This is a genomic window from Ignavibacteriota bacterium (genome assembly GCA_016218045.1).
In the GTDB taxonomy this organism is placed as follows: Bacteria; Bacteroidota; Ignavibacteria; order SZUA-365; family SZUA-365; genus JACRFB01.
In genome coordinates this window covers 88,395-103,193 of record JACRFB010000012.1, presented here as the reverse complement: position 1 = coordinate 103,193, position 14,799 = coordinate 88,395, and the positions used below count along the sequence as shown (strand labels likewise).

General features: G+C 64.4%; 12 protein-coding genes and 1 tRNA gene. 7 read left to right on the top strand and 6 right to left on the bottom strand.

Annotated features, from left to right (window positions below; genetic code table 11):
• Positions 1–2 precede the first annotated feature (2 nt).
• From tsaD to HY962_03740, 4 genes are read left to right on the top strand one after another with little or no spacing between them, the layout of a single operon-like run.
• A complete protein-coding gene (gene tsaD / locus HY962_03755; protein ID MBI5646022.1) occupies positions 3–1,043 on the top strand; it encodes a tRNA (adenosine(37)-N6)-threonylcarbamoyltransferase complex transferase subunit TsaD in 1,041 nt (346 codons plus the stop codon).
• Complete coding sequence (gene mltG / locus HY962_03750; protein ID MBI5646021.1) at positions 1,027–2,037, top strand: endolytic transglycosylase MltG; 1,011 nt, start codon at positions 1,027–1,029, stop codon at positions 2,035–2,037. The genes tsaD and mltG overlap by 17 nt, the downstream gene beginning before the upstream one ends.
• Positions 2,034–3,608 carry a hypothetical protein gene (locus HY962_03745; protein ID MBI5646020.1) on the top strand — a complete coding sequence of 525 codons (1,575 nt, stop codon included), beginning with the start codon at positions 2,034–2,036 and terminating at the stop codon, positions 3,606–3,608. The genes mltG and HY962_03745 overlap by 4 nt, the downstream gene beginning before the upstream one ends.
• Positions 3,598–5,286: an Ig-like domain-containing protein gene (locus HY962_03740; protein MBI5646019.1), complete on the top strand. Its 1,689-nt coding sequence runs from the start codon at positions 3,598–3,600 to the stop codon at positions 5,284–5,286. The genes HY962_03745 and HY962_03740 overlap by 11 nt, the downstream gene beginning before the upstream one ends.
• Positions 5,287–5,305: 19 nt before the next feature.
• Here the strand turns inward: HY962_03740 and HY962_03735 are convergent, their stop codons facing one another.
• From HY962_03735 to deoC, 3 genes are read right to left on the bottom strand one after another with little or no spacing between them, the layout of a single operon-like run.
• The gene (locus HY962_03735; GenBank protein ID MBI5646018.1) at positions 5,306–5,791 is read right to left on the bottom strand and encodes an SPOR domain-containing protein; all 486 of its coding nucleotides are present in this window, start codon (positions 5,789–5,791) and stop codon (positions 5,306–5,308) included.
• Positions 5,792–6,346, bottom strand: coding sequence for an SPOR domain-containing protein (locus HY962_03730; protein MBI5646017.1), 555 nt, complete (start codon positions 6,344–6,346; stop codon positions 5,792–5,794). It abuts the gene before it with no gap.
• A gap of 15 nt (positions 6,347–6,361) precedes the next feature.
• Entirely contained in the window at positions 6,362–7,105 is a 744-nt protein-coding gene (deoC, locus tag HY962_03725; GenBank protein MBI5646016.1) for a deoxyribose-phosphate aldolase, read from the bottom strand.
• 261 nt (positions 7,106–7,366) lie between these two features.
• Between deoC and katG the strand changes: the two genes are divergently transcribed.
• Positions 7,367–9,559, top strand: a complete 2,193-nt coding sequence (katG, locus tag HY962_03720; GenBank protein ID MBI5646015.1) for a catalase/peroxidase HPI — start codon at positions 7,367–7,369, stop codon at positions 9,557–9,559.
• Between the two features lie 125 nt (positions 9,560–9,684).
• A complete protein-coding gene (locus tag HY962_03715; protein ID MBI5646014.1) occupies positions 9,685–10,113 on the top strand; it encodes a DUF1801 domain-containing protein in 429 nt (142 codons plus the stop codon).
• Positions 10,114–10,239: 126 nt separating this feature from the next.
• On the opposite strand, the gene HY962_03710 is transcribed toward HY962_03715, so the two are convergent.
• Together HY962_03710 and HY962_03705 are read right to left on the bottom strand one after the other, a co-directional pair.
• Positions 10,240–11,667, bottom strand: a complete 1,428-nt coding sequence (locus HY962_03710; GenBank protein ID MBI5646013.1) for a hypothetical protein — start codon at positions 11,665–11,667, stop codon at positions 10,240–10,242.
• 238 nt (positions 11,668–11,905) lie between these two features.
• Positions 11,906–11,981: transfer RNA gene (locus HY962_03705), tRNA-Met, on the bottom strand.
• Between the two features lie 117 nt (positions 11,982–12,098).
• Here HY962_03705 and HY962_03700 point away from each other — a divergent pair.
• On the top strand, positions 12,099–12,731 hold the full coding sequence (locus tag HY962_03700) for an RNA methyltransferase (protein ID MBI5646012.1): 633 nt from the start codon (positions 12,099–12,101) through the stop codon (positions 12,729–12,731).
• A 5-nt stretch (positions 12,732–12,736) separates the two neighbouring features.
• Here HY962_03700 and HY962_03695 read toward each other — a convergent pair whose 3' ends face one another.
• A complete protein-coding gene (locus HY962_03695; GenBank protein ID MBI5646011.1) occupies positions 12,737–14,797 on the bottom strand; it encodes a VWA domain-containing protein in 2,061 nt (686 codons plus the stop codon).
• Between the last annotated feature and the right edge of the window lie 2 nt (positions 14,798–14,799).

The window sequence follows — 14,799 nt, the reverse complement described above, 5'->3', positions numbered from 1 at the left end:
CCGTGATCATACTGGCGATCGAATCGTCGTGTGACGAGACCTCGGCGGCGGTGTCCGTCGACGGCGTGCTTCGCGCGAACATTGTCTCGTCGCAGCTCTTCCATCACCGCTACGGCGGCATCGTGCCCGAACTCGCGTCGCGCGCGCATCTGCGCTCCATCGTGCCCATCGTGCGCGAGGCGCTCGACACCGCCGGCATCGGTATCGAGCAGGTGACACACGTGGCCGCCACGCAGGGACCGGGCCTGATCGGCTCGCTGCTCGTCGGACTCAATTTCGGCAAGGCCTTCGCGCTCTCACGCGGCCTGCCCTTCATTCCCGTGAATCACATCGAGGCGCACATGATCGCGGCCTTCCTCGAGGAGCCGCATCCCGCCTTCCCCTATCTGTGCCTGGTCGTGTCGGGCGGCCACACGCAGCTCATGCTCGCGCGCGCGGTGGACGATCACGAGATACTCGGCGCCACGATCGACGACGCGGCGGGCGAGGCCTACGACAAGGTCGGGAAAATGCTCGGGCTCGGTTTTCCGGGAGGACCCGAGATCGACCGGCGCGCAGGCCGCGGCGACGCCACACGCATCACGCTTCCGCGACCGCTGCTCGATTCGGGCGACTGGCGTTTCAGCTTCAGCGGCCTGAAGACCGCCGTGCTGTACCAGTTGCGCCGCGAGGCGCCCGAGGCGCTCGCGCAGGGTGTTCCTCCGCCGGAGGAATACCTGAACGATATATGCGCCGCGTTTCAGGCGGCCGTGGTGGACGTGCTCGTCGAAAAGACGCTGCGCGCGGCGGCCGCGTGGAAGCTCCGCGACATCGTGCTCGCCGGCGGCGTCTCCGCCAACTCCGAACTGCGGCGCCGTATGCGGACGCGCGGCGAGGCGGCGGGCCTGCGCGTCTTTCTGCCCGCGCCCGCCTACACCACCGACAACGCGGCGATGGTGGCGCAATGCGCCTGGATGCTGCTCGCGCGCGGACACACGGGCACCTTGCACGCGCCCGCCTACTCGCGCACGCAACACGGGAGCGCGGATGCGGCGACGGCGTAGCCGACCGCGGCCCCTCGCGACCGCGGCGGCGCTCTGCGCGGCGGTGGCGATACTCGGCGGCGCGCTCGTGTTTGGTCCGCACACCGGCGAGGGCCGCACGGTCACCGTCGAACGCGGCGCGTCGTTGTGGGACATAGGCCGCGCGCTCGACGACAGCGGCGCGGTGTCGAGCGGCACGCTGTTTGCGCTGGCCGCAAAACTTTCGGGCAAGGGCGGGCGCATGCAGAGCGGCACCTACCGATTCCCCGACGACCTTACCATGGCCGGCATCATCGACGCGATAGCGGCGGGACACTATCAGGTGGAGGTGTGGATCACCATTCCCGAGGGGTCCACCACTCGGACCATCGCGCGCATCCTCGCCGCGCGCCTGCGCCTGTCCGACACCGCCTTTCTGCGGCTCACGCGCGATCCCTCGCTGCTGCGTTCCCACGGCATACGCGCCTCCTCGTTCGAGGGCTATCTGTTTCCCGACACCTACCTGTTCCGTGTTGATGAGACCGCGCTCAGCGCGCTCGAGAAAATGCACGCGCGTTTCCGCGCCTCCGTCACCGCCGACATGCGCGCGCGTGCGCGGACCATGCGCCGCAGCTTTCACGAGATCCTGACCATGGCCTCGATCGTCGAGGGTGAAACGCGGCTCGGCAGCGAACGCGCGCGTGTGGCGGGCGTGTACTACAACCGCCTCGCGCGGGGCATGCGCCTGCAGGCCGATCCCACCGTCCAATACATCATTCCCGACGGACCGCGCCGCCTCCTGTACCGCGATCTGCGCATCGACTCGCCGTACAACACCTACAAACACCGCGGACTGCCACCCGGACCGATCAACAATCCCGGCCTCGCCGCCATCCGCGCCGCGCTCGATCCGGAAAAACACGAGTACATCTTTTTTGTGGCCGACGGAACGGGCGGGCATCGCTTCAGCCGCACCGCCGCCGAACACGAACGCGCCGTGCGCGACTATCGCGCGCTGCAGAGGGAGGCCCGGTGAGCAGCGACGCCGTCAACTGGCAGCAGGTGCGCACCCTCGTGGGTGTCGCGGCGCGCATCAACGCGCGCGGGCGCACGGGACGCTCGCAGTACGGGCGCGCCCTCTCCATCACCATCTCCTACGGCATCGCCTCGCTGTATCTCGCGTGGACGCTCGGCAGGAACTTCCACGAGCAGGCCTATGTGACGCTGTCGGTGCTCGTCACCATGTACCTCGCGTGTTACACCGTCATCAGCTCGTACTCCATCATCCTGCTCGACGCCGACGAACGCAGCATCCTGCAGCAGTTTCCGCTGTCGGGAAAAACGATATTCCTCTCCCGTATCTTCAATTTGTTCATGTTTTCGTCGCTGCTCAGCACACCGTTCATCATGCCGCTGGCCGTGACCTACTTCGCCAAGACGGGTTCGTTCGCGGGCACCGCCCTGCTCGCGCTGATACTCGCCGTGGTGTTTCTGTGGACCACGGGATACGCGCTCGCGCTGTATAACGCGCTGGTCCTGCGCTTCTCGGGGTCGTCGCGGCTGCTCGCCGTGCTGCAGTCGGCGCTGGTATTCCTGCTGCTGTTTTTTTACCAGGGACTCCCCGCCTTCGCCAATGCCAACGCGTGGTGGAATTCGTTCCTCTCCTCGGCCTGGGCGCCGCTGCTGCCCTCGCACTGGTTTGTGGCGGTGTTCAGTCTCATCCTCGGCAAGGGCCTGCTGCCGCAGGAGGCGCTGCTCTCGATACTCGCCGCAAGCACCGCCCTGCTGCTCGCCCTCATCTCACGCACCCGTTTCATGCTCCTACCCGACATGGGACCGGGCGCCGCTGCCGACGCGGTCAGTGCGGGTCCGCCGCGCGCGGGTTTCTCGCTCGCCCGGTATCTGCCCATGGCTCAGCGCCGCCGCGCGGGCTTCGATCTTTTTGCCGCGCTGCTCGCGCGCGACCGCACGCTGCGCTTCAACATCATTCCCATCGTAATGATGCCCGTGGCGGTGGCGGTGTACGGTCTTATCACGGGCGGACTCCGATCGCCCTTTGACGGCGCGTTGATCACGGCCGCATCAAAAATGCATGTGCCCGTGATCGTGTTTTTCCTGTTTTCCGTGCGGCACGTCGAGCAGTCGCTGCAGAAGGCGGTGCATCCCGGCACCGTGTGGCTGCTGCAGTTCTTTGCACCGGCAGATCAGCGCGGCTTTGCAGGGGGCGTGCGGCTCTCGGTCACCTCGCGCATCACCGTGCCGATTGCGGTGATACTCGGGTGTATCTTCACCGTCACAATGCCCCCGCTCGAGGCGCTCGCGCAGGCGGCCTTCCTGGTGATCGCCGGACGGTTGCAGACAGCGGCGCTGAACGTGCGCGGCGGCAGCGTGCCCTTCACGATGATCGAATCCCACATCGCCACGCTGCAGCGCTTCACACAATTTCTCGTTGTGATGCCTTTTGTCCTGACGACGATCATCCTGCATATTGCGCTGTCGGGTCAGCCCCTTCACTTTTTCCTCTATCTGCTCGTGACAGAACTCATCACACAGGCGCTGCAGGCATTCGCGGCGCGACGCAGATCCGGAGCGCGGCATGCCGCATAACCGTCTCGCGGCCCTGCTGCCGCTGCTCGTCTGCGCACTCCTCGCCTCGCGCTGCGCCACGCCGAAACCGCTGGGTGGCGGACCTGTCGACGCCGAACCGCCGCGTGTGATCGAAACCATACCCGCGCCGGGCAGCACACACTTTGCCGGCGAATCGATCTCGTTCACCTTCGACGAGTATGTGGACCGGCAGTCCTTCGAGCAGAGTTTCCATCTCTCCCCTGTCGCCGAAACACCCCCGGCCTTCTCCTGGAGCGGGCGCCGTGTTGTGGTGACCCTCGGGCGTCCGCTGCGCGACAGCACCACGTATGTGGCGACGGTCGGATCGACCGTGCGCGACGTGCGCGCGGGCAATCAGCTCGGGCAGACCGTCACACTCGCCTTTTCGACCGGCGACCGAATCGACGCGGGTACACTCGCGGGCAGCGTCGTCGACGACAAACCGTCGGGCGTGTCGGTCTTTGCCTACCGGCTCGACACACGTTCCGGCGACACACTCTCGCCCGCGCGCACGCGTCCCGACTACGCTGTGCAGAGCGGCACCGACGGCAGCTTCCGCTTCACAAACATTGCGGGCGGGCTGTACCGTGTTCTTGCCGTGCGCGACAAGCAGAACAACTACCTCTACGACGCGGAGACCGATGCTTACGGCGTACCGCTGCACGACGTGCGCGTCATCGAGGGTGATTCCACACAGCCCGCCGTGACCCTGCGCCTCGCGACCGAGGACACAACACGGCCATCGCTGCAGAGTGTGAAGCCCCTGCATGCGCAGGCCGTGCTGCTGCGCCTGAACGAGGATCCCGACACACTCATCACCGCACAAATCGCCGTGCAGGATTCCAGCACCGGGCGATCCTTTCCCGCGATGGCCGTGGAGCGCGCGCGTGATGCGCGCTACGCGTTTGTGATATGGTTCGGATCGGTTCTGCCTCAGGGTCCGCTGTTCCTGCGCATCGACTCCTTGCGCGACCGCGCGGGCAACATCGCGCCGCCCGAGGCGGTCTCGCTGCGTTTCGAAACCGTGACCGACAGCGACACGGCGCGCCTGCGTCTGACCTCCATCACTCCCGCGCGCGGACAGAAGGACGTCGATCCCGCCGCGCCCTTCGAATTCACCTTCTCACATCCGATGTCCCGCGCACTTCCGCTAATCTTGCGCGACAGCACGGGCGCGGTTCTGCCGACACTGCCGGTGGTGTGGACCACACCCCTGCACGCGCAGGTGGCGCACGCCCCGCTGCAGGGCGCGCACACGTACACGCTCTGCCTCGACGGCACCGCGCTGCGCGACACCATCCGCGGCATGTCGCTCGCGGATTCTGCATTGTGCCACAGCTTCACGACCGCGAAGGACGCGGCCGCGGGCAGCATCACGGGCGCCGTGCGCGGAGCCGACAGTCTCGCCGCTCCGCGTGTGCTCGTCCGCGCGCGCGGCACCGAGAAACGTCTGCCGGGCAAGGCCACGCGGGCCGCGGCCGATGGTCGGTATTCGCTGCCCGAAATGCCGGCGGGCAGTTACCTGCTCGAGGCCTTTGTGGACGACGACGGCAACGGCACATGGAGCCCCGGCCGCCCGTCGCCGTTTACACCGTCGGAACGGTTCGGTCTCGCCACCGATACGGTGCGTGTGCGCGCGCGCTGGGAAACACGCGACGTCACCATACGCCTGCGCTGAACCGTGTTGCGCCGTGCGATCAGCGGTTGCGCAGCACCATGTCGGGCACGATCCACGCCTGCGACCAGCCCTGCTCGAGCAGGAGACGGCGCAGTTCCTCGGCCGCCGCGCGATCGGCGCAATTGCCCACGCGCAGTTTGTAGCGCGGCGCGTCGAAGGTGATGTCCACACCTTCCTGCGGAAAGGCCACACGCAGTGAATCGCGCACGCGCTCGACCTCGCCGAGTTCGGTGGACGAGAGCACCTGCACCTTGAAACCCATCACACGCACGGCGCGCTCATTACGCGCGGGAGTCTGGGTGTCATGTGACACTGGCGGCTCGTTCTGCCGTGCGGCGGACGCGGAATCGCCGAGCGTGCGGTAGCGGCCCGGAGCAAACGAGCCCTCGTCCTTCGTGTAGGAGTCGGGCTGCGAGCTACGCTGCGGGGGCGGTGTTCCCGCGCACGCGGCAACAAGCAGCGCCGCGCACAGACTCAGGAACGGTGCCGCGCGATGGAACGACATCTACCGGCGGACTTCGGTTGTGAATGCGCCGGTGTACCCCTTCGCAAGCACGTCTTCCTTGAACTGCGATGCCTGCTCGCGCGTGGGGAAGGATCCCACCGTCACTTTGAAGAGACCCGACACCGCGTCGAAATCCTTGTACACCGGCACGTTGAATTTTGATCGCGCCTCGGTGATAAGCGCGGCCGCGCCCGCCTCGCTCTTGAAGGCGCCTATCTGCACGCTCCACATCATCAGGCCGGTCTTCTGCGCCTCGGGTTTGGCCTGCGCCGCCTCGGGCACGGGCGGCTGCCCCACCTTCTCGGGCTCGGCCGCCTCGGCATCACGCACGGTAGCGGGTTGCACGGGCGCGGGATCGATCGTGGTCGCCTTCGGCGGCTGATCCGTCGCGGGGATCACCACCTCGCGCTTGTCGGTGGAGGTGAATTCACCCGGCGTGCCGGTGTTCTCCTTGGCCGTGTCCTCGCTTGCGCTACACCCGGTCATGAACAGCACCGCTGCCAGCACGCACGCGCGCAGCACGGATCCGTGGCGGAAATTCATCTGATGATTCATGTGGTACTCCACGTGTTAAGGTTCGATGATGACAACACTCGCGCTGCTGCCCAGGCGGTCGGCGCCGTGTCCGAGCATCAGTAGCGCGTCCGCGCGTGTGCGTATGCCGCCGCTCGCCTTCACGCGCAGGCGCCCGCCCACGGCAAGGGCCATGAGCCGCACGTCGGCCGCCGTGGCGCCGCCGGTCGAGAATCCCGTCGAGGTCTTGACGAAGTGCGCGCCCGCGTCACGGGCGAGCAGGCAGGCGGAGATCTTCTGTTCCGTGTCGAGAAGACAGGTCTCGAGTATCACTTTCACGATTGTATCCGGGTGCGCCGAGTGCGCCGCGTCCGTCACTGCGCGAATGTCGTCGAACACCACCTGCAGTCTCCCTTCCTTCAGCGCGCCGATACGCAGCACCATGTCGATCTCGCGCGCGCCCGCCTCCACGGCAAGCCGCGTCTCGGCCGCCTTTGTGCTGCTCGTGGACGCGCCGTGCGGAAATCCGACAACGGTACACACCGCCGGAGCCGCGTCCGCCAGCAGTTCCGCACACAGGGGCACAAAACAGGGATACACACACACCGACGCAAACCCGTGCTGCCCCGCCTCCTCACACAGACGGCGGATGTCGGGCTCCGCGGCCTCGGGCCGCAGATTGGTGTGATCGATCACGGGCGCTATCGGTTCCCGCCACGCGCGTGAAGCGCTCAGTCCGGCGTCCATCATCCCCTGGAACGTGTCGAGGATGCTCCGCACTTCTTCGTCGATTCGATACATGCACCGAAGATACGGATTGCACATGTGGAATGGAATCGTGAGGGCCATGATGTGTCTCGTTTCCCGTCCGCCGTGTGATGTGCGGATTTCCCGCCTTGCGTCCCGACGCGCTCTCCCCTACATTCGCTGTGTTCAGCACATCACAGCACTTCGTAGCATCCCTCGCGGGAACGACGCCCCGGAGACGCGGGAGTCTTCCCTCGTTCAGCAACCGCACGCGGAAGAACTCGGTTTTTTTCACTTTCATTGAAGGAGATTTCCATGTCGATAGAAGGAAAATGCCCCTACCCCGGGGTACACGGCGCGCGCACCATGGTGGGTGTGCAATCGAATCGGGACTGGTGGCCGAAGCGGCTCAACCTGAAAATCCTGCATCAACATTCATCCAAGTCCAATCCGATGGACGCGGGATTTTCGTACGCCGAGGAGTTTCAGAAACTCGACTACGCCGCGCTCAAGCAGGACCTGCTCGCGCTCATGACCGATTCGCAGGATTGGTGGCCGGCGGACTGGGGCCACTACGGCGGACTCTTCATCCGTATGGCGTGGCACAGCGCTGGCACGTATCGCGCGATGGACGGACGCGGCGGCGCAAACACGGGCAATCAGCGTTTCGCACCCATCAACAGTTGGCCCGACAACGGCAACCTCGACAAGGCCCGCCGCCTGCTCTGGCCCATCAAACAGAAATACGGGCAACGCATTTCCTGGGCCGACCTCATGATTCTCGCGGGCAACGTCGCGCTCGAATCGATGGGCTTTGCAACGTTCGGCTTCGGCGGCGGACGCGCCGACATCTGGGAACCCGAGGAGGATGTGTATTGGGGTTCCGAAACCGAGTGGCTCGGCGATACACGCTACACGGGCGACCGTGAACTCGAGAATCCTCTTGCCGCGGTGCAGATGGGTCTGATCTACGTAAATCCCGAGGGCCCCAACGGCAATCCCGATCCGGTGGCGTCGGGCCGCGACGTGCGCGACACCTTTGCGCGTATGGCCATGAACGACGAGGAAACCGTCGCCCTCGTGGCGGGCGGACATACCTTCGGTAAGGCCCACGGCGCGGTGGATCCGTCGTACATCGGCGCGCCGCCCGAGGGCGCCTCGATCGAGGAGATGGGTCTTGGATGGAAAAACACGATGGGTACAGGCAAGGGTGTGTACGCCATGAGCAGCGGCATCGAGGGCGCGTGGAAGCCGAATCCGACTCGCTGGGACAACGGCTACTTCGACATGCTCTTCGGCTATGAATGGGAACTCGTCAAGAGTCCCGCGGGCGCGTGGCAGTGGTTCGCGAAGGATGTGCGCGAGGAACACCTGATTCCCGACGCGCACGATCTATCGAAAAAACACCGCCCGATGATGACCACGGCCGATCTGTCGCTGCGCTATGATGCGGGCTTCGAACCGATTGCGCGCCGCTTCCACAAGGATCCCGCGGCCTTTGCCGACGCCTTCGCCCGCGCCTGGTTCAAACTGACACATCGCGACATGGGTCCGCGTGTCCGCTATCTCGGCCCGGAAGTCCCCGCCGAGGAACTGATCTGGCAGGACCCTGTGCCCGCCGTCGATCATCCGCTTGTCACCAACACCGACATCGAACAGCTCAAGGCGGCGGTGCTTGCCACCGGGCTCGCACCCGCAGCCCTGCTGCGTGTTGCGTGGGCCTCGGCGTCCACCTTCCGCGGCTCCGACATGCGCGGCGGCGCCAACGGCGCGCGTATCCGGCTCGCGCCGCAGAAGGACTGGGCGGTGAACAATCCCGCCGAGCTGGCCGCGGTGCTGCAGGGGCTTGAAAAGGTGCGCGGCGAGTTTCAAACATCACACGACGGACGGAAAATTTCCCTCGCCGATCTCATCGTGCTCGCCGGCTGTGCGGTGGTGGAACGTGCCGCGCGCGCGGCGGGCCACGACGTCACGGTGCCCTTTACGCCCGGACGCACCGACGCCTCGCAGGAGCAGACCGACGCCGCGTCGTTTGCCGTGCTCGAACCGCTTGCGGACGGCTTCCGCAATTACGTGCGGCCGGGTGTGTCGGCGAATCCCGAAGAACTACTGCTCGACAGAGCGCAGCTCCTCACACTGACCGCGCCCGAAATGACCGTGCTGTTCGGCGGTCTGCGGGCTCTGCAGGCCAATGCCGACGGCTCGTCGCACGGTGTGCTCACCAAAAGGCCGGGTGTGCTCGGCAACGATGTGTTGGTGCATCTGCTCGACATGTCCACCGAGTGGGTCCCTTCCGCGTCAGCCGCGGGTGTGTATGAAGGCCGCAACCGCGCCACGGGCGCCGTGTCGTGGACGGCGACGCGGGTGGATCTCGTCTTCGGGTCCAATTCCGAATTACGAGCCATTGCCGAAGTGTATGCCTCGTCCGACGGACAGGAGAAGTTTGTCGTGGATTTTATCGCCGCGTGGAATAAGGTGATGAATCTCGACAGATTCGACCTCGGCTGACACGCAGCATACACGTGACGGGGAGCCGTGCCGTCTGGTGCGGCTCCTCGTTCTCGTACTCCCCTGGCGCCCGCGCGCCGCGCACGTTCCTGTCACGGCCAAACACATACAAAAAGGATACACAGATGTACGAAGCCAAAACCAAACCCACCAAGGCCAGCGTGGTTGCGTATCTGCAGGCCATCGAGGACGAACAGCGGCGCAAGGACTGCAAGGCGCTGGCAAAACTCATGCAGAAGGTGACGGGCTGCAAACCCGCGATGTGGGGCCCGAGCATCGTGGGGTTCGACACCTACCACTACAAGTACGCAAGCGGTCACGAGGGCGACTCGTGTATGCTCGGATTCTCGTCACGCAAAGCCGACATCACGCTCTATCTCATACCCGGCTTTTCCGGCGCGCAGGATCTGCTGGCCGAACTCGGCAAACATAAAACCGGCGTGGCCTGCCTCTACATCAAACGCCTATCCGACGTACAACTGCCCGTCCTCGAAACCCTGCTCACCCGCGCCTATGCCGAAGCCCGGCGCATGTATCCGCGTGGTGGGGAGTGAAGATCGATACGTGAGTACAGGGTATTCCTTCTCACCGTGATCCGGGCGGTAAAAGCCGAAGGACGTAGGTTCCGCCGCCTTTTGAAAATAGAACTACGACATGTACAACGTTCGTTTCCGGTCACCTTATCTTCTCCCGACCGCCACGAGCGCATATCGCCCGATCCAACCATAGGCGACTATGAGGTCGTCCTTGATTTTTGCACCCCAAGCGCCATTGGTCCACGGATACAGAGACGTCCATTTGTACCCGTTGTAATGACCCAGCACTGTGTAGGACCCTGCAACAACAATGTCACGCGCATTAACCCCGTGGATAGTATGCATGTATGCCGAATTTAAAACTGCAATATCCCTGTTTTCCGTGAAGGATTTATCCAGCGATTCCGTATCCCAGAATCCGTCGCCAACGACGATGTACCTTTTTCCAGGGATGAACCAGATATCATCAAGGCCGGAATCGCGGTGGTCGTTCCACACCACGGTCGCCTGGTCGTTCTCGATCTTGATGACCTTGCTGCCTTCCGGCTCCATGTAACTGTCGGCCACGCAGAGGATCTCGTATCCGCTCCCATCCTCCTTCATAGCTCCGTACAGGCCTTGTATCGGGAGTGTCGTGCCGCTCTCGATTCTGCGCCATGTGCTCCCGTTGTAGTGGGCGATGGATCCATTATTGCCCACGATGTAGATATTTGATGAGGAAGATCCCCATATTTTGTTGATCTGGTAAGCTCCCCACACATCGGAGGGCAGCGGCATGGGTATGTACCGCGAACCGTCCCAGTGCAGAACGCCGTTACCGGCGAACCAAATATCGGTACTGTCAAACGCAAGTACCGTTGTAATGGGACTATAGAAGTCCCTTCCTTCATACCTGTATGGAATTCTCTTGAGCGACCAAGTGGATCCAGACCACACTGCGAGGTTATACCGTTGGATCTCACCTGGGAGATATAATTCACCGACTGCGTAAATCAATGGTGGATCCGTTCGGATGATAGCCACGTCATACAGGGAACTCGAAGTTCCCCCACCCAACGAATCGATCCTCCACTGAAATGCCGAGGATGTGGGCGGCACTGTCGTCACGCGGAGTTCGTTGCTCCTCTCCATCACGGTGGTGTCAACGCGGCGCACGACGGAGAATGTGTACGTGTGGGCCGGCAGCAAGCCCCCATTCGTAAGTAGTGTATCCTGCGCGAACACTGTCACGGTTCGAATTGTCCGGCCGTCACGCACGAGGGAGAGCGTCCAGGACGAAATCGAATCCCTGTACCTCACGTGTAACGTCACGTCCTTCATTCCAACGTTCGCCAGTGTCAATGTGATCTTTTCCCCGTCGCCCGGCGGGTGCGGCAACACAGGTGGATCGTCGGTGCATGAAGCCCCGGCGAGCATGAGACACACCGCAGATGCCGCAAGGAAAACGCGGGGTAGGACTTTTAGATCAGAGGGCATGCTGGAGAATCTGATCACAACTACCATCATTCCCATACAGACTGTGCGGAGCCGCGAACGGCTTAACCGCATCGGCCCTTGCAAGACTCGCAGCAAAGAGACACCCGACAGCCACAACTGCTGAGAATAGAAACATCCCGCCTCCATCATTCGAACCGGATGTGTGTTATTGCCAACGTAGCACAGCACTCCCGTCAAAACAAACACCGTCTCCCGCGCGGCTCGGGCTGTGCAGGCATCCGGTGCACGTGGCCTTGCTGTGGAGCGATGATGACAGGGGCTCCCTGAAAAAAACAACGGCGAAAACCGTGAGATTTTCGCCGTTGTGTGTATCTGGTAGCGGGTGAGGGACTTGAACCCACGACACATGGATTATGATTCCATTGCTCTACCGACTGAGCTAACCCGCCGCAGAGAAATGCAATGTACAACGCGCGGGTGTTTTCCGCAAACAGCGTCCCGATTTTGTATCTTGCAGGCACGCGGCAGCGGCCGCGCGCACTCTCGACAACACGGCAGGACTTCCCATGGCGGCAGACGCACAGCGCATCAAGCGCGGACGCAGCATCGACACCATCACCGACACGCGGCGCGAGAAACTCGCGGGTGTGCTGCGGCGGCGCCAGCACGACGCCGCGCTGGTGGTCGAGAACGTGTGGGATCCGCACAATGTGGCCGCCATACTGCGCACGGCCGACGCCGTGGGCATACAGGACGTCCATCTGCTGTATCACGTGGAGAAACTCCCCAACGTGCGGCGCATCGGCAAACAGAGTTCGGCCAGCGCCAACAAGTGGCTCAGTTTCCATGTGCACGATTCGGTGGAGGCCTGTGTCGCGGCGTTGCGCGCGGGCGGGTATTCGATCTGCGTCTCGCATCTCACCACACGCAGCGTGCCGCTCTACGAAATCGATGCAACGGGGAAACACGCCTTTGTGGTCGGGAACGAGAGCCGCGGCGTGTCGGACGAACTGCTCGCCGCCGCCGATGTGGTGTATCACATCCCCATGATGGGCATGGTGCAAAGTCTCAACGTGTCGGTGGCCACCGCCGTCACGCTCTACGAGGTGCTGCGCCAGCGCCTCACCGCGGGCCTCTACGACCGTCCCGCCGACGAGGAACGTGTGCGGGAACGCCTCGAGGACTGGGCGCGCAAGTAGCGCCCCTACCGCAACAGCAGCAGCGGCGCGGCGGCGCGCAACGTCGAGGTGCCGAGTATCAGCGTGTACTGCCCCGCCGGCAGAGCCGTGTTGTCGAGCGGCACTGTGTGCTCGCCGCGGGTCAGCATCCCCAGGTCGCGCAGCCAGACTTCCCTTCCCTGCCCGTCATAGATGCGCAGTATAACCACCTCGGCCTCGGCGAGGGTGAATCGCGCGGTGAGGAGTCCGCGCGACGGAGAGGGTGATACCGACAGCGCACCGGCCCGGCGCTGCAGCAGCGGCGCGCAGAGTCCGTCGAGCAGGATCTGGATGGGGCTCGTCGACAGCGCCGCGGCGCAGGCGGTTTCGAGGTACACGTCGCGGAGCAGCAGCGAGTCGCGTGTGCCGGCGCGCGGCGGATTCTCGGTGGTGAACAGCAGTGTCGCCACACGTCCGCGCTCGGCGCGCGCGCGTCCCTGCATGTCGATCGACAGCGCGCCCTTCACCGCGGTGGCCGTCACTGCGGCGTCGAGGGCGAGCGCGTCGTCGGCCTCGAGACCGCGGTACGACAGCGAACGCGTGTCGAAATCCACGGTCATGTGCAGGCGGAATGGTTCGTCCATCGGCACGGGAGGAAACACCACCACAGGCACACGCAGCAGCCCGTCGCGCGTCACGGACAGACCCGTGGACCCGATGCTGTGCGCGCGCACGCAGGCCCGTATATCGACGGTCCCGCCCTCGACGGTGCGTGTGGCGAGGCAGTACTGCTCGACCTGCGCATCGAGCAGCGCGAGTGTGGCCGAGCGGTCGCGGGACGACAGCCGCGCGCGCCACATGGGCACACACAAGGGTGCATCGGCGAAAAGCGGCACCGCTGCCGGCGCGCTGACACGCAGGATGCCGTCCTGCACCGTCAGATTGCATATTTCGGAGGGGAATATCGTTAATTCCTGCGCGAGGCCCGCGAATTCCAGCGCCGTGGTGTCGTAGGCGATCTCGAAACGCGCGGACAGTGTGTACGTGGTCGAAACCGCGCGCGCGACGGACAGCGGCGTGCGGAACACGGAGCCCGCGTCCACTGGTCCATCGACGGACAGCGACACCACTGCGGGGACAAGCATGGCGCCCGCAGTGTAGGTGGCAGTACATTCGTCGGATGCTGTTCCCGCGCGTATCATGAGTTCGATGTCGCGGCGTGAACCATCGAGGCAGGCGTGCGAGGATGTGTAGCGAAGCAGGCAGGCGTCGGTAAGAAGATGGTCCGCCAACGCGAGGAATTCCCGTTCCAATTCCTCGGGGCGCGGCGCAAAAAAGCTGCGGCCTCCCGTGGCGCGTGCCACGTTCTCGAGCACGGGCCGGTCCACATCGCTGCCGAGGCCGACGGCAAACACGGGGATGCCGAGTGTGGTGGCGCGGTCGATCACACTCGCGCTCGAATACAGGCGCTCGTCGCCCTGGTTGCGGCCGTCGGTCAGCACGATCAACACACGGCGGCCGGGCCGCGCGGCGAGCTGCTCGAGGGCGCTTGTTGCCGCCTGCCACAGCCAGGTGCCTCCCGCGGCGGTGATGGGCACAAGAGAACGCACAAGCGCAGCGGTATCGCGCGAGAAAGGATGATTCATCACGAAGAAACGCGTGCCGGATCCGTCGGGCGTCTCGGACGAGAAACTGCAGACCGCGGCCTCGTCGCGCGGCTCGAGCGCGCGCAGGAACACCGACGCGGCGCGCTTCGCCGCGCGAAGTTTTGTGCTGTCGATGTCGGGACTGTCGTCGGGAAGCCGTGCCATGCTCGCCGAACGATCGAGGAGCAGCAGCACCGAGAAGCGCGTGAGACTGTCGCCGGGACAGAGCAGCGACTCGATGCGCTGCGCTATGCCGTTTTCCGTCAGCGTCAGATCGCGGATCGAGAGTCCGCGCATCGCGGCGCTCTGCCCCGGCGCCTCAAGCCGCAGTTCGATTCGCGGGAAGTCGCTGGTATCAACCGCCGTGATGCGGAAATCACCCGCGGCCGCATTCTGCGCGCGCAGCGGCAGTACACTCAGAAACACCGCAAGGACCGCGCAGCGCAGCAGCACCCGGCACATGG

Excerpts from the sequence above, each read along its gene's own strand:
- HY962_03695 (MBI5646011.1), bottom strand. The coding sequence starts at position 14,797 with ATGTGCCGGGTGCTGCTGCGCTGCGCGGTCCTTGCGGTGTTTCTGAGT.
- mltG (MBI5646021.1), top strand. The coding sequence starts at position 1,027 with ATGCGGCGACGGCGTAGCCGACCGCGGCCCCTCGCGACCGCGGCGGCG.
- deoC (MBI5646016.1), bottom strand. The coding sequence starts at position 7,105 with ATGTATCGAATCGACGAAGAAGTGCGGAGCATCCTCGACACGTTCCAG.
- HY962_03700 (MBI5646012.1), top strand. The coding sequence starts at position 12,099 with ATGGCGGCAGACGCACAGCGCATCAAGCGCGGACGCAGCATCGACACC.
- HY962_03730 (MBI5646017.1), bottom strand. The coding sequence starts at position 6,346 with ATGAATCATCAGATGAATTTCCGCCACGGATCCGTGCTGCGCGCGTGC.
- HY962_03740 (MBI5646019.1), top strand. The coding sequence starts at position 3,598 with ATGCCGCATAACCGTCTCGCGGCCCTGCTGCCGCTGCTCGTCTGCGCA.
- katG (MBI5646015.1), top strand. The coding sequence starts at position 7,367 with ATGTCGATAGAAGGAAAATGCCCCTACCCCGGGGTACACGGCGCGCGC.
- HY962_03715 (MBI5646014.1), top strand. The coding sequence starts at position 9,685 with ATGTACGAAGCCAAAACCAAACCCACCAAGGCCAGCGTGGTTGCGTAT.
- HY962_03735 (MBI5646018.1), bottom strand. The coding sequence starts at position 5,791 with ATGTCGTTCCATCGCGCGGCACCGTTCCTGAGTCTGTGCGCGGCGCTG.